Below are 17903 nucleotides of genomic sequence, written 5' to 3' on the forward strand. Positions count from 1 at the left end.
TTGCCCCCTGCACCCCCACCAGGGGCCAGAGGCCCCTGGAACCCGCGACCGTTTAACGCCGAAGGCGGAGGGGGCTTCAGGCCCCCTCCGCCTTCGGCGTTGAAAAGCGAATGCAGGGGTCCGGGGAGCTTCAAGCTCCCCGGCGGGGGCGCGGGGGCAGCGCCCCCGCAACGCGCTCCGCCCTACCGCGTCGCCTGCTCCCGCAGCTGTGCGATCGTCGCGCGGTTGGTCACCTGCTCGGGGTTCGTGCGCACTTCGATGATCGCCGGCTTGCCGCTGGCGCGTGCGCGCTGGAAGGCGGGGACGAGTTCGTCGGTGGCGGTCACCACCTCGCCATGGCCGCCGAAGCTTTCGATGAAGCGGGCGAAGTCGGGGTTCGTCAGCGCGGTGCCGGAGACGCGGCCGGGATAGGTGCGCTCCTGGTACATGCGGATCGTGCCGTACATGCCGTTGTTGAACACCATGATGATCGGCGCGGCACCGTGGTGGAAGGCGGTGGCGAGTTCCTGCCCCGTCATCAACGCGCCGCCGTCGCCGACGAAGCAGAGAACGCAGCGGCCGGGGTTGGTGATGGCGGCGCCGATGGAGGCGGGAACGCCATAGCCCATCGCGCCATTGGTCGGGCCTAGGAATTCCTGCTTCTCGCGCAGATGCATGAAGCGCGTCGGCCAGGTGGCGAAGTTGCCGGCGTCCGTCGTGAAGATCGTGTCGTCGGGCAGCACCTGCTCGAGCTGCTGCAGCGCGACGGCGAGGTTCAGCGGCCCCTCGTATTCGGGCGCCTTCGCCTGCGCCTCGCGCGCCGCGCGCACCGATTGGCGCCAGGCGCCCCAGCGCGGCTGCGCCACACGCTGCGCCGTGACGGCCTGCGCGAAGGCGTTGAGGTCGGAAACGACGCCGAGCGCCACGCGATGCACTCGCCCGATCTCGCTCTGCTCGGGATGCACCTGCACGATCGGCTTGCCGCCGGCGAGGTCGAACAGCGTGTAGCCCTGGCTCACCGGCTCGCCGAGGCGCGTGCCGATCGCGAGGATCAGGTCGGCCTCCTTCGCCTTCGCGACGAGCTGCGCATCCGCGCCGACGCCGAGATCGCCCGCGTAGTGCGGGCTCGTTCCGTCGAACAAGCCCTGGCGACGGAAAGCGACGGCGACGGGGATGTCGTTGCCGACGAGGAAGTCGCGAATTGCGGCGCGGCCCTCATCCGTCCAGCGCGTGCCACCGAGGATGGCGAGCGGCTTCTCCGCCTTCGCCAGCATCGCCATCAGGCGCGGGATCGCATCGGGCGCCGGATGCGGCGGCAGCACGGGCTGCGGCCCGATGTCCGGCACGCTGGCCAGGTGCTTCTGCATCTCCTCGCTGAGCGCAACGACGACGGGACCGGGGCGGCCGCTGACGGCCACGTCGAAGGCATGCGCCATCAGCTCGGGGATGCGCGCGGCCTCGTCGATCTGCGTCACCCATTTCGCGATTGGGGAGAAGAAGCGGCGATAGTCCACTTCCTGGAAGGATTCGCGGTCAGTCTCGGAAACCGGGATCTGCCCGACCAGCAGCACCAGCGGCGTGCTGTCCTGCTGCGCCACATGCACGCCGATCGCGGCGTGGCAGGCGCCGGGGCCGCGCGTGACGACGGCGACGCCGGGGCGCCCCGTAAGCTTGCCCTGAGCCTCGGCCATGTGGACGGCGCCAGCCTCGAAGCGGCAGGTCACCAGCTCGATGCGGTTGCGCTGGTTGTAGAGGCCGTCGAGCAGGTCGAGATAGCTCTCGCCGGGCACGGCGAAAACGTGGGTGGCACCGTTCGCCACCAGCGCATCCGCCAGCAACTGCCCGCCCGTCCGACCTTCCGGCCTCGCCGCATCCGCCATGAGCCTTCCTCCGCACTCAGCGTGCGGAGGTTTAGCCCAGGGCGGATGACCCGCCTACTCCGGCCGACTTACTCGGCCGGCGCCGGATGCGGCACTGGGTCGCGCTTCTCGAGTTCCGTCAGCCGCGCGGCGATGGCGCCGATCGGCTTGGTGTAGCCGGCCAGCAGCAGGTAGAGCGCCGGCACCGCGTAGAGGGTGAGGATGGTGGAGAGCGAGACGCCGCCCACGATCACCCAGCCGATCGCCATGCGGCTCTCGGCGCCCGCGCCCGTCGCCATCGCGAGCGGAACGGCGCCGAACACGGTGGCGATCGATGTCATCAGGATGGGCCGCAGCCGCACCACGGAGGCTTCCAGCACCGCGTCGTGGATGGACAGCCCGCGGTCGCGCAGCTGGTTGGCGAATTCCACCACCAGGATGCCGTTCTTCGCCATCAATCCGATCAGCAGGATCATGCCGATCTGGCTGAAGACGTTGAGCGACTGCCCGGTCAGGTGCAGCGCCAGCAGGCCGCCCGTGACCGCCAGCGGCGTCGAGAGCAGGATGATGAAGGGGTGGACGAAGCTCTCGAACTGCGCGGCCAGCACCAGGAACACCACCAGCAGCGCCAGGGCGAAGGTGACATACAGCGCGCCGGAGCTTTCCTTGAACTCCAGGCTCTGGCCACGATAGCTGATCCGCGCCTCCGGCGGCAGCACCTCGCGCGCCACGCCCTCCATGAAGGCCAGCGCCTCGCCGAGCGTGTAGCCGGGCGCGAGGGAGGCCGAGATGGTGATGGCGCGCACGCGGTCCTCGCGCGCCAGGCTCTGCGGCCGTGCGCGTTCCGACAGGGTGACGACATTGGCGAGCGGCACGAGGCCGCCCTGCTGGGCGCCGCCGGTGCCGATCAGCCCGAGCGCGCCGCCCGCGCTGGTGCGGACGAAGATGTTCTGCAGGTCGTAGGGCGTCGCGCGGTCCTCCTCGCGCGCCTGCAGCAGGATGCGGTATTCCTCGCCGCCCTGCACATAGGTGCCGACCTCGCGCGAGCCGAGCATGGTCTCGATGGTGCGGCCGACCGCCTGGATCGAGACACCGAGTTCCGCCGCCTTGCGCCGGTCGATGTCCACGCGGATCTCCGGCTTCGTCTCCCGGAAGTTGCTGTCGAGGTTGAGCAGTCGCGGGTTCTCCCGCGCGCGGGCGAGGAAGCGGTCACGCCACTCGACCAGCGTGGCGTAGTCGGTGCCGCCGATCACGAACTGCACCGGCGGCTGGAAGCCGCGCTGGCCGAGCGAGGGCGGGTTGAGCGCGAAGGCGCGCACGCCCGGGATCTGCAGCAGGCGCGGCATGATCTCGGCCGTGATGGCCTGCTGCTTGCGCTCGCGCTCATGCCAGGGGGCGAGCCGCACGAACACGTTGGCGACGTTGCCCTGCGCCGGCCGCTGGAAGCCGCCCACCGTGGCGAAGATCGACTCCACCTCCCCGCTCTCGACATAGGGCTGCACGATCTGCTCGATCCGCTGCACATGCTCGCCGGTGTAGGCGAAGCTCGCGCCCTCGGGTCCGGTGGTCGGGATGATGACGACGCCGCGATCCTCGGTCGGCGCGAACTCCTTCGGGATCACCTGGAACAGCGCCACGGCGAGCGCCGAGACCAGGCCCATGACGCCGAGCGTGATCAGCGGCGCAGCCAGCGCCCGCTTCAGCGTGACACGCAGCAGCCAGTTCATCCCGAGGAAGAAGGGCTCGGTCCAGCGCACCAGCCGGCTCTCGCCCTCATGCGGCTTGAGCAGCTTGGAGCACATCATCGGCGTCAGCGTCAGCGCGATCAGGCCGGAGAACACCACGGAAGCCGCCAGCGCGAAGCCGAACTCGGTGAACAGGCGTCCCGTGTTGCCGCCCATGAAGGACAGCGGCAGGAACACCGACACCAGCACCAGCGTCGTCGCGATCACCGCGAAGGCGATCTCCCGCGCGCCCCGGAGGGAGGCGAGCAGCGGATGCTCGCCCTCCTCGATGCGGCGATGGATGTTCTCCAGCACCACGATGGCGTCGTCCACCACGAGGCCGATCGCCAGCACGAGGCCGAGGAGCGTCAGAACGTTGATGGAGAAGCCGAGCGCGGCAAGCGCGATGAAGGACCCGATGATCGAGACGGGGATCGCGACCGCCGGGATGATGGTGGCTCGCCAGGATCGCAGGAAGAAGAAGATCACCACCACGACGAGGGCCAGCGCGATCATCAGCGCGTGCTCCACCTCGTAGATGGACTGGCTGATGAACAGGCTCTCGTCGTAGCCGACCACCACCTCCACGCCTTCGGGGACGGCGCCGCGGATGCGCTCCACCTCCTCCTTCACGCCTTCGGCGACGGAGAGCGTGTTCGCGGTGGACTGCCTCAGGATCCCGAGGCCGACCGCGGGCTTGCCGTTGATGCGGTAGCCGCCGCGCGTGTCCTCGGGCGCGACCTCCACCGTCGCGACGTCGCCGAGCAGCACGTGCGCGCCGCCCACCCGACTGATCACGACCTGGCGGAACTGCTCCGGCCGGCTCATGCGCGTGTCGGTGCGCACGGTCAGCTCGCGCGCCTGGCTCTCGATGCGACCGCCGGGCAGCTCGACATTCTCGCGCCGGATCGCGTCCTCGATGTCCTGCACGGTCAGCCCGCGCGCGGCGAGCGCCTGGCGGTCGAGCCAGATCCGCATGGAGGGCTTTCGCTCGCCCAGCACCAGCACCTGCGCCACGCCATCCACCACCGCCAGCCGATCGGCGAAGCGCCGGCGGGCGATCTCGGTCAGCTCCATGCCGGAGAGCTGGTCGGAGACGAGCGCGATCCACAGGATCGGGCGCGCATCGCCGTCCACCTTGGCGACGATCGGCGTGTCGGCGGCATCGGGCAGGCGCGCAAGCGTGCGCGCTACGCGGTCGCGCACGTCGTTTGAGGCCGCGTCCACGTCGCGCGTGAGCCGGAACTCGATGGTCACCTGGCTGCGCTCGTCGCGCGACTGCGAGGTGATGTACTTGATGCCCTCGATCCCCGCGACCGCGGCCTCGATCAGCTCGGTGATCTGGGTGTCGATCACCGCGGCCGAAGCGCCGCGATAGGTGGTGGTGACGGAGATCACCGGCGGGTCGATCTTCGGGTATTCGCGGATCGGCAGCTTCGAGAGCGAAGCGAGGCCGAGGACGATCAGCAGCAGGCTGACCACGGTCGCGAAGACCGGGCGCTTGATCGAGATGTCGGACAGGACCATGGCGTGTGCCTTCCCCGCCCCCCGGTCAGGAGGTCGGCCGCGTCAGGGTTTCGGTCACGCGCACGGGCGCGTCGTTCCGCAGGCGCTGCAGGCCGCGCACCACCACCGCATCGCCCGGCCGGACGCCGGACAGGATCTCGACCTCGCCCGGCAGCCGCTGGCCGAGGCGAACCTCCACGCGGCGCGCGCGGTTGTCGCGGATGACATAGACGAAGTTGCGGTCGCCCAGCGGGTCGAGCGCTTCCTCCGCCACCAGCAGCGCATCGTCGCGGCGCTGCATCTCGATCTCGACCGTCATGAACAGGCCGGGCTTCAGCGCCTCGTCGGCGTTGTCGAACTCGCTGATCACGCGCACGGTCCGCGTGGTCGTGTCGATCCGGGTGTCCACCACGGCGACGCGGCCCTGGAAGCGCCGGTCCCCGAAGGCGGCCGCGCGGGCCGTCACGGCGCTGCCCTCACGCACGCGGGCCACGTAGATCTCGGGCACCGAGAACTCGACCCGCACGCGGGAGATGTCGTCGAGGGTGGTCACCACCGTTCCCGGCTGCACCAGCGCGCCGACACTCACTTGGCGCAGGCCGACGCGGCCGCTGAAGGGGGCGGTGACGCGCAGCTCCTCAAGGCGCGCCTGGGCCTGGCGCACCCGGCCTTCCGCCTGGCGGGTGACGGCTTCGAGCGTTTCCAGCCGCTGCGCGGTGATGGTTTGGCCGGGCTGCAGGCCTCGGGCGCGGACGAGCTGGCTGCGGGCGTCGTCGAACAGGGCGCGGGCCTGGTCCAGCTCGGCCCGCAGCGCCGCGGCGTCGAGCTCCACAAGCACCTCGCCTTCCGGCACCCGCTGGCCTTCCTGGAAACGGATCGCCTGGACGATCCCGGTCACCTTGGCGGTGATGGTCACGGCATCCCGCGCCCGCACGGTGCCGACGCTCTCCGCCCGATCCACCACCGTGCCGGTGCGCACCGGGGACACGACCACGCCCACCGGAGCGCCGGCCCCGCCGCCGCGTTGCGGCCCGGTCGGCGCAGCCGCCTCCAGCCCCACCAGCGCCAGCGGGCGCGGCAGCCCGACCTGCTCGCCATAGATGTGCCACGCGGCACCGAGCCCTCCGACGAGGGCCAGAATGGCAAGCTGGGGAAGTGTTCGCATTCGGTTTATCCTGACCCCCGAACTTCTCGCGCGACGGCCACGTTCCGGCAAGGGCCGATTCGTGTCGGTTTGTTTCTCCGGCCGGGTTCAGTCCCACCCGGTTGGACAGGCCCCCAAGCAAAATCCGCCCGGCACGGCGCGTGCGAGGGCGGACGTGGAAGCCAAGCAGCGGACAGCTTATCAAGAAACGTGCCGTTGGAGGGCGGGGGCACAGCTAGCCCCCCGCCCGCGACCAGACCAATGTGGTGCCGGAAGCCGCGGGAGCGAGGGGCGATGCGCGCAATTTTCGTGATGATCAAGTGCGAGATGGGGCAGGCGTACAAGGTCGCCCGCGAAATGGCCGATTCCATCCCGCAGCTGTCCGAGATGCATTCCATCAGCGGGCAGTACGACCTGCTCGGGAAGTTCTACCTCGAGGCCGACGAGGACATCGGCCTGTTCGTGGTGGAGCGGGTGCAAAGCGTTCCCGGCGTTAAGGACACCTACACCCTGCAGACCTTCAACGCCTTCTCCGGCGGCCGGGGCTGAAGCACCGCCGGCCCGCTCCCTGCCTCGGCGCTGCCGCATTCGACGCCGTCCGGCCACACGGGCGCCGGATGCGGGCCGCCGGCCGCGGCGAGACTCCGAGCCTTGGAGGAACCGACGATGCGGCTGATGCCTGTCCTCGCCCTGTCCGGCGCCGTGCTGCTCGGCGCCTGCACCAACCCTGACGGCAGCCTGAACGTGCCGGCGACGGTCGCGCTCGGCGCCGGCGCGGCGGTCGCGGGGCTGGCGATCGCGTCCGCTGCCAATGACCGGCCGCGCTACACCAACAACTACTATTATGGGCGGCCTGCCTATCGGTACGGCAGGCCCGCCTATGGATATGGCTACCGGCCGAGGCCCTACTACCGGGGCTGGTAGCTCAGCCCCAGGTCCGGAACTCCGGCATTTCCGAGATCGGCCGCGCCGCCTTCAGCGCGGCGATGTCGGGCACCGGGCGGGCGAGCGTGGCGTCGCCGGCCACCGCCGCCTCGATCGCCGCCGCCACCGCCATCACCAGCGCATCCCCGCCGCGCGGCCCGACGATCTGCAGGCCGAAGGGCATGCCGGCGCGGTCCTTGCCGAGCGGGATGCTGATCGCCGGGTGCCCCACCAGCGTCACCGCATAGGCCATGGCCAGCCAGTGGAAGTAGGTCCGGGTCGGCTGGCCGTCGATCTCGGCGGGATACAGCTCGCGCCAGTTGCGCGGGCTGATCGTGATGGCGGGCGTGATGATCACGTCGTGGTCGCGGAAGAAGCCCTGCCAGACGCGATAGAGCCGGGTCTGCTCGGCCGCGGCGCGGGCATAGTCGGCCAGGCTGTAGCGCAGCCCTTCCTCGACATTGGCGCGGACATTCGGCCCGACCATGTCGGGCGTCTTCCGCGCCTTCTCGAGATGCGCCTGCAGGAAGCTGGCCGCCCGCAGCACCTCGAAGGCCTCGTCGCTGCCCCGGCAATCGGGAGTCGCCTGGGCGACGCGGCCGAACAGCGGCTGCAGCGCCGCGACGCGCTCGGCGAACACCTCGCGGATGTGCTTCTCGGTGGGCGCGAAGCCGAAATCGGGCGTCGCCGCCACGCGCAGCGTCGAGAGGTCCACCGGCATCGGGGGGAACAGGTCCCGGTCGCCCTTCCGCACGGCGCGTGCCGGCAGGCTGTAGGCGAGCGGATCGAGCGCGTCGTCATCGGCCATGGCGGAGAGCAGCAGCGCGCAATCCTCGGCGGTGCGCGCCATCGGCCCCAGCACCGGCAGGTTCGACCAGCCGAGGCCGCGCCGCTCGCTCGGCACCAGCCCCGGCGAGGGGCGGAAGCCGACGATGCCGTTGAAGGCCGCCGGGTTGCGGAGGGACCCGCCGGTGTCGCTGCCCGAGGCGATCGGCACCATCCCCGTCGCCAGCGCCACCGCGGAGCCGCCGGACGATCCGGCGGCGGACTTCGTCGGATCGAAGGGATTGCCCGTCGCGCCATAGACGGTGTTGCGCGTGTTGGCGCCGGCGCCGAATTCCGGCGTGTTGGTCTTGCCCACCACGATGGCGCCCGCCGCGCGGAGATTCGCCACCATCGCCTCGTCCCGGGTCGGGACGTGATCGGCGAAGAGCGGGCTGCCCCAGGTGGTGCGCAGGCCCTTGGTCTCCTCCAGGTCCTTGATCCCGATGGGCAGGCCATGCAGCGGGCCGAGCTTCGCGCCGCTCATCACCGCCTGCTCCGCCGCCTTCGCCGTGGCGCGGGCGCGTTCCTCGTCCAGCGCGACCATCGCGTTCACCGCCGGGTTCACCTGGCGGATGCGCGTGAGGCAGCTGTCCAGCAGCTCGACGGGGCTCAGCTTGCGCGCGCCGATCATGCGGCGTGCGGCGACGGCAGTCAGGTCGCAGGGTTCGGTCATCGCGACGCGGTCCTTCTGGTTCAGCCGGGCTCAGTAGCCCATCGCGCAGCCATCCTTGCGCGGGTCGGAGCCGCCGACGAGGCACCCCTTCTCCCGGTCGATCAGGATGGCCTGGCCGCCGCCATGCGGCTTGTCGATCAGCTCGCATTCGTGGCCGAGGCGGTTCAGCCGGTCCACGGCCGCGTTCGGGATGCCGCGCTCCACCTGCACCTTGCCGAGGCGCGGGAAGAGGCGCGGCGCGTCCAGGGCCTCCTGAACGTCCAGGCCGTATTCGAAGTGGTTGGCGAGGAACCAGGTCTGGCCCATCGGCTGGTAGTGGCCGCCCATCACGCCGAAGGGCATCACCGCCTGCCCGTCCTTCATCACCATGCCGGGGATGATGGTGTGCATCGGGCGCTTGTCCGGCGCGATGCAGTTCGGATGGCCTTCCTGCAGGCGGAAGCCGAAGCCGCGGTTGTGCAGCATGACGCCCGACTTCTCGGCGAGGATGCCGCTGCCGAAGCCTTCGAAGAGCGAGTTGATGAAGCTGCACGCATTGCCGTCGCGGTCCACGACGCAGAGATAGACGGTGTCCTTGTGCTTCGCCCAATCGGCCTCGCCCGCCGGCGGCATCTCGGCCATCGCCGCCTCGTCGCGGATCAGCTTCGCCAGCTTCTCGAGATAGGCGTCGGAGGTCAGCTTCGCGACCGGCACCTCCACCTGCGCCGGGTCGGCCAGGAAGGCGTCGCGGTCGCGATAGGCCAGGCGCGCGGCCTCGATGTGGCGATGCATCCGCTCGACCGAGAGGAAGCCGCCCTCCGCGGTGCCCAGCCGCTCGATCATGCCGAGGATCATCAGCACCAGCAGGCCCGATCCGTTGGGCGGGCACTGGAACACCTCCATGCCGCGCCAGGCGCGCCGGATCGGCTCGACGAAGTCGGCGCCGGCGGCGGCGCGGGCGAAATCCGCCTCGGCATGGGTGCCGCCGGCCTCGCGCAGCGTCGCCACCATGTCAGCGGCGATCGCACCTTCGTAGAAGGCCTTGGCGCCGCCCTTCGCGATGGCGCGCAGCGTGGCCGCGAGCTCCGGCTGCGCGAAGCGGTCACCGAGCCCATAGGGCTGGCCATCCTTCAGGAAGCGCCGCGCCGTCGCCGGGTGCTTCGACAGCTTGCCGACCGAGGAGGCCCAGTCATGCGCCACGCGGCCGGAAAGGAAGAATCCCTCCTCCGCGAAGCGGATGGCGGGCTGCAGCAGCTCCTCCATGCCCTTGCGCCCATGCGCGCGGTTCAGCGCCTCCCAGGCGGCGACGGCGCCGGGCACCGTCACGGAATGCGCCGAGAGCGGCTCCATCTGCGTGAGGCCCGCGGCGCGCAGCGCCTCCGGCGTGGCACCACGCGGCGCGCGGCCGGAGCCGTTGATCGCGACGACCTTCCCCGTGCCGGCCGGCGCATACAGGCAGAAGCAGTCGCCGCCGATGCCGGTGGATTGCGGCTCCACCACCGCCAGCACGGCGGCGGCGGCGATGGCGGCGTCGAGCGCATTGCCGCCGGCGCGCAGGATGTCGAGCGCGGCGAGCGTCGCCTGCGGCATGGAGGTCGCCGCCATCCCGTTCGCGGCATAGACGGCGCTGCGGCCGGGTGCGTGGAAATCGCGCTTCATCGTTTCACCTGCTCGGTCTCAACCATGCGGCCGGCCATGCCGGCCGAGGCCGCGAATGCGGCCCGCGCACAGCCCGACAGCGGAACTGGCGCAAGAGCGCCCTGCGCGAAGCCAAGCCGGCGGAGCCGCCGCCCGGCGTCTGAGGGCGCGCGAAAGGCTCGCTCACGCATTGGTGGCGAAGCCATCAATGCGTGAGCGAGCCGCCGTCGATAACAAGACTCAGCCCAGTGACCATGCCGCTGACCGGCGCGGCGAGGAACACCACGGCGCCCATGATGTCCTCGACGCTCATCACGCGCCCGAGCGGCATGGAGCGCACGACGCGGGCGCGAAATTGCGGATCGTCCAGCACCGGGCGGGTCAACGGCGTCTCGACGAAGCCGGGCGCGATGGCGTTCACCCGGATGCCATGCGGGCCGAGCTCGAAGGCCATCGCCTTGGTCATGCCCTCCACGCCGTGCTTCGTCGCCGAATAGACGCTGCGGTTGGCGCCGGCGACATGCCCGTTCACCGAGGAGAGGTTGATGATCGAGCCCTTGATCCCGGCCGCGACCATGCCCTCCGCCACCGCCTTCGCGGTGGTGAACATCGCCCGCAGGTTCAGGTCCAGCAGCGCATCCAGCGATTCGTCCTTCAGCTCCAGGAAGGGCTCGCGGATGTTGGTGCCGGCATTGTTCACCAGCACGTCGAAGGGGCCTTCGGCGGCGATGGCCGCCCGCACCGCGGCGCGGTCGGTCACGTCCAGCCGGACCGCCTTCGCCTGGTGCCCGGCGGCGCGGAGCTCGCCGACGGGCTCCTCCATCTCGTCCAGGCTGCGCGCGGCCATCACGACGGAGGCGCCGGCGGTAGCCAGCGCCACGGCGGCGGCGCGCCCGATGCCCTTGCTCGCGCCGGTCACCAGAGCGCGCTGCCCGTCCAGGCGGAAGCTCGGCGTCATCGGCAGGGTCATGGGCGTTCCTTTCTCCGACCCGGGTGAATGAACCCCGCGGCGCCCCTGCGCAAGCCCGCGCGGACGCTGTTCCACCCCGCCCCGCCGCGGGCTATGACGCGCCATGGACCAGATCGCCTATGCCGATTTCGAGCGGGTGGACATCCGTGCGGGCACGGTGGTGGACGCCCAGCCCTTCCCCGAGGCCCGCAAGCCCGCGATCAAGCTCTGGGTGGATTTCGGCGGCGAGATCGGGGTCAAGCAATCGTCGGCGCAGCTCACCGTCCACTACACGCCGGACCGGCTGATCGGGCGGCAGGTGCTCGCCGTGGTGAATTTCCCGCCCCGCCGCATCGCCGGCTTCGAGAGCCAGATTCTCGTGCTGGGCGTGCCGGACGAGAACGGGGCCGTCGTGCTGCTGCGCCCCGACCTGAAGGTGCCCGACGGCGGCAGAATGTTTTGAAGAGACTCCCTTCCCCGCTTGCGGGGGAGGGTCGGGGCGGGGGCCGCGCAGCCTCGTTGGTACCGCGCAACCTTGCCGCCGAAGACGACCAGAGGGATCCGCATGGCCATCCGCTACTACACCGTGACCTGGGACCAGCTGCACCGCGACGCCAAGGCGCTCGCCTGGCGGCTGGTGGACAAGGGCCCCTATGCGGGCATGGTCGCGATCACCCGCGGCGGGCTCATTCCCTGCGCGATCATCTCGCGCGAACTGGAATGCCGCCTGATCGAGACGGTCTCCATCGTCACCTATGACGAGGAGAAGCGCGGCGAGCCGAGCGTGGTGAAGCCGCCGGCCGCGGCGCTGGAAAGCCGCGGCGAGGGCTGGCTGATCATCGACGACCTGGTGGACACGGGCACCACGGCGAAGGTCATTCGCGCCCTGCTGCCCAAGGCGCATTTCGCCACGGTCTATGCGAAGCCCGCCGGCAAGCCGCAGGTGGACACCTTCATCACCGAGGTGAGCCAGGACACCTGGATCCTGTTCCCCTGGGACACCGAGCCGCAATTCGTGGCGCCGATCGCGAAGTCCCACGCCAGCAGCAACGGGGGCTGAGCCCGAAGGCTCAGCGCGGCGGAGGCACCGCCTCCGCCACCTCCTCCTTCACGGCCAGCACCTTGTCGATGCGCCGTCCGTCCATGTCCACGATCTCGAAGCGCCAGCCGGCCCAGACGATCCGGTCGCCCTCCTTCGGCACGCGCTGCAGCAGCGCCAGCATCAGCCCCGCCACGGTGTGGTAGGTGCCCTGGCGCGGCAGGTCCGGCAGGTCAAGCCGCGCCTTCAGCTCGTCGCTCGCCATCATCCCATCCAGCAGCAGGCTGCCGTCATGGCGGGTGACCGGCACCGACTCCGAGGGCTCCTGCACGCCAAGCTCGCCGACGATCGCCTCCAGCAGGTCGGAGGCGGTGACGACGCCCTCGAAGCTGCCGTACTCGTCGAGCACCAGCGCCATGCCGATCGGATCGCCCCGCATGCGCTCCAGCGCATCCAGCGCCGAGAGCGTGTCCGGCAGCACCAGCGGCTGGCGCATCGCCGCCGGCACCGAGAGCGGCGCGCCGGCAAGCAGCTGGTCCAGCAGGTCCTTCGCGGCGACCACGCCCACCACGTTGTCCACACGCCCGTCGGAGACCACGAAGCGCGTGACGTTGGAGGCCCGCAGCCGCGCCGCGACATCCTCGGGCGGCGCGGTGCGGTCGATCCATTCCAGCTCGGTCCGCGGCGTCATGAGCGCGCGCACCGGCTTGTCCGCCAGGCGCAGCACGCGCTCGATCATGTGCCGCTCCTCCGTCTCGATCGCGCCGGAGGTCGCGCCCTCCGCCACCACCGCCTTGACCTCCTCTTCCGTCACGGCCTGGTCGGAGGCGTCGTGGCGGCCGAACAGCCGCAGCACGAAGGCGGAGGAAGTGGAGAGCAGCCACACCACAGGCCCCGTGGCGCGGGAGAGCCAGCTGAGCGGGCGCGCCACCAGTACCGCGATCCGCTCGGGATGGCGCAGCGCAAGCTGCTTCGGCACCAGTTCGCCCAGGATCAGCGAGAGATAGGTGATCAGCATCACCACCAGCGCGAAGGCGATCTCGGCGGCGAAGCGCTGCAGGCCGGGAATCTGGGCCAGCAGATCGGCGATGCCGCCCGAGAGGCGGGCGCCGCCGAAGGCGCCGGCCAGGATGCCGACCAGGGTGATGCCCACCTGCACGGTCGGCAGGAAGCGCTGCGGGTCATCGGCCAGCGCAATGGCCGCCGCCGCCCCGGCACTGCCCTTGCGCTGCATCGCCTGCAGGCGCAGCCGGCGCGCCGAGACGATCGCCAGCTCGCTCATCGCGAAGGCGCCGTTGAGCAGGACCAGCAGAAGGATCAGCAGGATCTCGAGGCCCATGGCCATGAGGATGCGCGGCTCCGGAACAGGTGTGGCGGGCCTCTCTACGGGATGCGCGGCCCGCAGGGAAACGCGGGGGGTTGCGCCCGGTGCCGGCGGGGGAAGATGTGGGCCGATGACGGACACCGCCCTTCCCGCCCCGACCCGGCCGCTCGGCCTTGCCGGACTGATCCCTTTCCTCGGCCTCGCCGCGGCCGCGCTGGCGGGCTGGCCCCCGGCCGCCGAGGCCCTCGCGGCCTATGGCGCGACCATCCTCGCCTTCCTCGGCGCGGTGCACTGGGGCCTGGCGCTGCGCGCCCCGCCGGCCGAACAGGGCGCCGCCGCCATGCGCCTCGGCCTCGGCGTGGTGCCGGCGCTCGTGGCCTGGGTCGCGCTGCTGCTGCCGGTTCCGTCGGGCCTGATCCTGCTGACGCTCGGCATCCTGGCGACGGCGGGGGTGGAGACGCTCGGCGGGCGCGCAGGGCTGGTGGGGCAGGACTATCTGCGGCTGCGCTGGCTGCTGTCCGCCTGCGCGGCCGGCGCACTGCTTCTCGGCGCCGTGGCCGCCTGATCGAAAAATAGGGATTGTCTCAAAAAATCTGTCTGTGGTAGGATTTCGTTAACGACGGAGCCCGCCGGATGACAGACGCCGACGTCGCCGCCCCGGATGCGGCGCTGATTGCCTTCCCCGACACGCCGGAACGCCGGCTGCGCCGCGCGCTGCGGCAACTGGACGCCGCCCTCGAGCAGCAGCGCGTGGCCGTCGCGGCCTTCCGCAGCGAGGTCGAGGCGCTGAACGGCGCGGTCGCGGGCCTTGGCGCCAGCACGGATCGGCTTCGCGGCGCGCTCGGCGATGCGGCCCTGGAGGCCGAGCGCGCCCGCGCGGCGTCGCATGAATTGCTCGCCACCGCAGACGCCTTCGAGGCCGCCGCCCGTCGCTGACCGCCGGAACGCCGCTGCGCACCGGCGCGCAAAGGGCTAGCCTTCCGACTCGACAGGGAGGCCGCCGTTGCGCGAGCGCATCGCCGAAGCACTGGAGCGCCTGACCCCGGCCGAGCGCCGCGTCGCGGAACTCGTTGCGGCCGATCCAGCCGCCGTGCCCGATGCCACCGTCGCCTCGCTGGCCCGCGCCGCGGGCGTTTCCGAACCCACCGTCATCCGCTTCTGCCGTGCCCTCGGGCTGGAGGGCTTCTCCGGCCTTCGCCTGGCCGTGGTGCGGGAACAGGCAGCCGGCCCGCCGCCCACCGCGCGCCCGATCATCCCCGGCATGCCGGCGGGCGCGGCGGCGCAGGCGGCGCTGGATTCGGCAATCGCCAGTCTCGGCGCCGCACGCAACGCGCTCGATGGCGAGTTGATGGCGCGGGCCGCCCTGGCGTTGTTGCTCGCCTCGCGCGTGGAGATCTGGGCCTGCGGCGCCAGCCTCGCGCCGGCCCGCCATCTGGAAGCCGCGCTGATGGGCCTCTGCCGCGCGGTGGTGGCGCGCATGGATGGCGCGCTCCGCACCGCCGCCGCCGCATCGCTGGAGGCTGAGGCCGTCGCGGTGTGCTTCGCCCGTGCAGGGACGGAGCCGGATGTGCTGGCCGCGGCGCGGCTTGCGGCCGCCGCCGGCGCGTCGGTGATCGCGATCACCCGTCCGGGCACGCCGCTGGCGATGGCAGCCGCGCTCACCATCCCCTGCGTGTTGCGCGACCAGCCGGGCCCCGGCGACGCCGCCGCGCTGCTGCCCTTCGCCCTGGCGGAGGCCCTCGCCGCCGCCACCGCCGCGCTCGCCCCGCCGGGCGCGACGGCCCGGCTGCGGCGGATCGCCGAAGCGGCGCGCGCCCCATGATCCCGGCCAGGAGCCACGCCCGATGCATCCGCTGATCCCGCGCCTCGCCGCCGCCCGCGTCATCCCGGTTGTGCGCACCACGCGCCCGGAGCTTGCCGAGCACGCCGTGGACTGGCTGCGCGGCGTCGGCATCACCGTCTTCGAGATCACCATGACGGTGCCGGATGCACCCGGCCTGATCCGCCGCCTGGCAGCCGATCCCGCGCTGCTGGTCGGCGCCGGGACGGTGCCGGACCGCGCGGCCGCCGAGGCCTGCCTGGCGGCCGGCGCGCGATTCCTGGTGGCGCCCTGGGTGGATGCCGCCGTGGCCGAGGCTGCGCATCTACGCGGCGCCTGCGCGCTGCTCGGCGCGATGACGCCGACCGAGGTGCGCGCGGCGCTCGCCGCCGGCGCGGATGCGGTGAAGATCTTCCCCGCCTCCTCCGCCGGTGGGCCCGGCCACCTCAAGGCGCTGCGCTCGGTCTTTCCCGATGTCGCCTTCTGCCCGACCGGCGGCGTGGATGCGCGCACCGCGCCCGACTACTTCGCCGCCGGCGCCGCCTTCGTCGGCATGGGCGGGCGGCTGGTGGACGAGACGCTGCTGGCGCGCGGCGACCGCGCCGCCGTGGAGCAGGCCGCGCGTGACGCGCTCGGGATCGTCCAGGCATGAGCGACATCCTCTGCATGGGCGAGCCCATGCTGGAGTTCAACCAGTTGCCGGTGGGGCCGGACGGGCGGCGGCTGTATCTGGAAGGCTTCGGCGGGGATGCCTCCAACGCCGCGATCGCGGCGGCGCGCAGCGGGGCGAAGGTGGGCATGGTGACCGCCCTCGGCGCCGACCGCGCCGGCGAGGCCTTCCGGGCGCTCTGGCGGGAGGAGGGCGTGGACGACAGCGCGGTGCCGACCGATCCCGCCGCGCCGACCGGCCTCTACTTCGTCACGCATGACGCGCAGGGGCATCACTTCACCTTCCACCGCAAGGGCAGCGCGGCCGCGCGGCTGGGGCCGGAGGCACTGCCGGAGGCCGCGATCCGCGCGGCGAAGGTGCTGCATCTTTCGGGCATCACGCTCGGCATCTCCGAGACGTCCTGCGACGCAGCCTTCCGCGCCATGGAGATCGCGCGCAAGGCTGGCGCGCTGGTGAGCCTCGACACCAATCTGCGCCTGCGCCTCTGGCCGCTCGCGCGGGCGCGCGCCTGCATCCATGCGGCGGCCGCAATGGCCGACCTGATCTTCCCCTCGCTCGAGGATGCGCAGGCGTTGACCGGACTGCAGGACGCGGACGCGATCGCCGACGCCTATCTGAAGTTCTGCCCGCGCGTGATGCTGAAGCTTGGCCCGGAGGGCGTGCTGATGGCCACGCGCGAAGGGCGCGAGCGCATCGCGGGCTTCCGCGTGCAGGCCGTGGACGCGACCGGCGCGGGCGACACCTTCGCCGGTGCCTTTCTCGCCTGGCGCATGGCGGGCGAGGATTGGCCGCAGGCCGCGCGCTACGCCAACGCCGCCGCGGCGCTCTCCACGCGCGGCTATGGCGCGGTCGCGCCGATCCCGCGCCGCGCCGAGGTGGAGCGCTTCCTCGCAGCGCAGGGCTGAGCCGCCCGGCGGCTCCGGTTGACGCCGGGGCGCGACGGCGCGCCAGAATGGCCGGAGCGCCGCCCTGGCGCCCCGTCATCGGAGGTTCCCATGGCCCTGCAGATCAGGCCGCTCACCACGACCGGCTTCGGCGCGGAGGTGACCGGCGCCGACAAGGGGCTGCGGCTGGACGAGGCCGCCTTCCGCCGCGTGCAGCAGGCCTGGCTCGACCACGCGATCCTGGTCTTCCGCGACCTGGCGATGACGCCGGAGGAGCAGATCGCCTTCACCCGCCGCCTCGGCCCGCTGCACATCATGACGCCGCCCCAGTACGACCTGGAAGGCCACCCGGAGATCTTCGTCGTCGGCAATGCCGAGGAGGGCGGCAAGGCCGTGGGCATGCGCCGGGCCGGTATGGGCTTCCACAGCGACGGCGAGGACAAGGCGATCCCGAATGCGGGCTCCTTCCTGTTCGGCGTGACGGTGCCGCCGGAAGGCGGCGACACGCTCTTCGCCGACATGTACGCCGCCTGGGACGCGCTGCCGGAGGCGCTGCGGCAGCGGCTGCATGGGCGGCTTGCGCGCTTCAGCCGCGTCGAGATGCACAGCATCAACTATCCGCACCTGCCGCCGCTGACCGAGGCGCAGAAGCGCGAGCGCCCGGATGTGTGGCATCCCATCGCGCGGCGCCATCCGCGGAGTGGCCGCACCGCGCTCTACATCGGGCGCTGGGCCGTGGAGATCGAAGGCATGGCGCCGGAGGAAGGCAAGGCGCTGATCGCCGAGCTCTGCGCCCATGCACAGCAGCCGCGCTTCTTGTATCGGCACCAGTGGCGGCCGGGCGATGCGGTGCTGTGGGACAACCGTTGCACGCAGCATTGCGCCACGCCCTTCGACGAGGCGCGCTATACGCGCCGCATGCACCGCACCACGCTGGAAGGCGAGGCACCGCTGCTCGCCGCCTGAA

General features: G+C 71.7%; 17 protein-coding genes. 10 read left to right on the plus strand and 7 right to left on the minus strand.

Translation table 11 applies throughout. The features are described from left to right. Window positions 1–182: 182 nt before the first annotated feature. The 3 genes from DFH01_RS14195 to DFH01_RS14205 form a co-directional block, all read right to left on the minus strand. Window positions 183–1859 (minus strand): thiamine pyrophosphate-dependent enzyme, encoded by a 1677-nt coding sequence (locus DFH01_RS14195; protein WP_109871117.1) that lies wholly within the window; start codon window positions 1857–1859, stop codon window positions 183–185. Between the two features lie 68 nt (window positions 1860–1927). After that, window positions 1928–5089: an efflux RND transporter permease subunit gene (locus tag DFH01_RS14200; RefSeq protein ID WP_109871118.1), complete on the minus strand. Its 3162-nt coding sequence runs from the start codon at window positions 5087–5089 to the stop codon at window positions 1928–1930. Window positions 5090–5114: 25 nt separating this feature from the next. Further along, window positions 5115–6233 (minus strand): efflux RND transporter periplasmic adaptor subunit, encoded by a 1119-nt coding sequence (locus DFH01_RS14205; protein WP_109871119.1) that lies wholly within the window; start codon window positions 6231–6233, stop codon window positions 5115–5117. Window positions 6234–6506: 273 nt separating this feature from the next. Between DFH01_RS14205 and DFH01_RS14210 the strand changes: the two genes are divergently transcribed. After that, window positions 6507–6761: an Lrp/AsnC ligand binding domain-containing protein gene (locus DFH01_RS14210; RefSeq protein ID WP_109871120.1), complete on the plus strand. Its 255-nt coding sequence runs from the start codon at window positions 6507–6509 to the stop codon at window positions 6759–6761. A gap of 126 nt (window positions 6762–6887) precedes the next feature. Continuing rightward, window positions 6888–7136, plus strand: a complete 249-nt coding sequence (locus DFH01_RS14215) for a hypothetical protein (protein WP_146217061.1) — start codon at window positions 6888–6890, stop codon at window positions 7134–7136. Window position 7137: 1 nt separating this feature from the next. Here the strand turns inward: DFH01_RS14215 and DFH01_RS14220 are convergent, their stop codons facing one another. The 3 genes from DFH01_RS14220 to DFH01_RS14230 form a co-directional block, all read right to left on the minus strand. Then, on the minus strand, window positions 7138–8634 hold the full coding sequence (locus DFH01_RS14220) for an amidase (RefSeq protein WP_109871122.1): 1497 nt from the start codon (window positions 8632–8634) through the stop codon (window positions 7138–7140). 30 nt (window positions 8635–8664) lie between these two features. Further along, complete coding sequence (ggt, locus tag DFH01_RS14225) at window positions 8665–10272, minus strand: gamma-glutamyltransferase (RefSeq protein ID WP_109871123.1); 1608 nt, start codon at window positions 10270–10272, stop codon at window positions 8665–8667. 184 nt (window positions 10273–10456) lie between these two features. Next, on the minus strand, window positions 10457–11221 hold the full coding sequence (locus DFH01_RS14230) for an SDR family NAD(P)-dependent oxidoreductase (protein WP_109871124.1): 765 nt from the start codon (window positions 11219–11221) through the stop codon (window positions 10457–10459). Window positions 11222–11324: 103 nt separating this feature from the next. Between DFH01_RS14230 and DFH01_RS14235 the strand changes: the two genes are divergently transcribed. Both DFH01_RS14235 and gpt read left to right on the plus strand, forming a co-directional pair. After that, window positions 11325–11663 carry a tRNA-binding protein gene (locus DFH01_RS14235; protein ID WP_109871125.1) on the plus strand — a complete coding sequence of 113 codons (339 nt, stop codon included), beginning with the start codon at window positions 11325–11327 and terminating at the stop codon, window positions 11661–11663. Between the two features lie 102 nt (window positions 11664–11765). Further along, on the plus strand, window positions 11766–12260 hold the full coding sequence (gpt, locus tag DFH01_RS14240; protein ID WP_109871126.1) for a xanthine phosphoribosyltransferase: 495 nt from the start codon (window positions 11766–11768) through the stop codon (window positions 12258–12260). A gap of 10 nt (window positions 12261–12270) precedes the next feature. Here the strand turns inward: gpt and DFH01_RS14245 are convergent, their stop codons facing one another. Continuing rightward, a complete protein-coding gene (locus tag DFH01_RS14245) occupies window positions 12271–13578 on the minus strand; it encodes a hemolysin family protein (protein WP_109871624.1) in 1308 nt (435 codons plus the stop codon). A 115-nt stretch (window positions 13579–13693) separates the two neighbouring features. Here DFH01_RS14245 and DFH01_RS14250 point away from each other — a divergent pair, with 115 nt between their 5' ends. The 6 genes from DFH01_RS14250 (at window position 13694) to DFH01_RS14275 (ending at window position 17902) form a co-directional block, all read left to right on the plus strand. After that, entirely contained in the window at window positions 13694–14128 is a 435-nt protein-coding gene (locus DFH01_RS14250; RefSeq protein ID WP_109871127.1) for a DUF3429 domain-containing protein, read from the plus strand. Between the two features lie 68 nt (window positions 14129–14196). Further along, window positions 14197–14499, plus strand: a complete 303-nt coding sequence (locus tag DFH01_RS14255; protein WP_109871128.1) for a hypothetical protein — start codon at window positions 14197–14199, stop codon at window positions 14497–14499. 67 nt (window positions 14500–14566) lie between these two features. After that, entirely contained in the window at window positions 14567–15385 is an 819-nt protein-coding gene (locus DFH01_RS14260) for a MurR/RpiR family transcriptional regulator (RefSeq protein WP_109871129.1), read from the plus strand. Between the two features lie 22 nt (window positions 15386–15407). After that, entirely contained in the window at window positions 15408–16034 is a 627-nt protein-coding gene (locus DFH01_RS14265; RefSeq protein ID WP_109871130.1) for a bifunctional 4-hydroxy-2-oxoglutarate aldolase/2-dehydro-3-deoxy-phosphogluconate aldolase, read from the plus strand. Then, on the plus strand, window positions 16031–16957 hold the full coding sequence (locus DFH01_RS14270; RefSeq protein ID WP_109871131.1) for a sugar kinase: 927 nt from the start codon (window positions 16031–16033) through the stop codon (window positions 16955–16957). Before DFH01_RS14265 ends, DFH01_RS14270 begins: the two co-directional genes overlap by 4 nt. A gap of 90 nt (window positions 16958–17047) precedes the next feature. Next, window positions 17048–17902 carry a TauD/TfdA dioxygenase family protein gene (locus DFH01_RS14275; protein ID WP_109871132.1) on the plus strand — a complete coding sequence of 285 codons (855 nt, stop codon included), beginning with the start codon at window positions 17048–17050 and terminating at the stop codon, window positions 17900–17902. The last annotated feature ends 1 nt before the right edge of the window (window position 17903 follow it).

This window comes from Falsiroseomonas bella, assembly GCF_003173615.1.
GTDB lineage: Bacteria > Pseudomonadota > Alphaproteobacteria > Acetobacterales > Acetobacteraceae > Falsiroseomonas > Falsiroseomonas bella.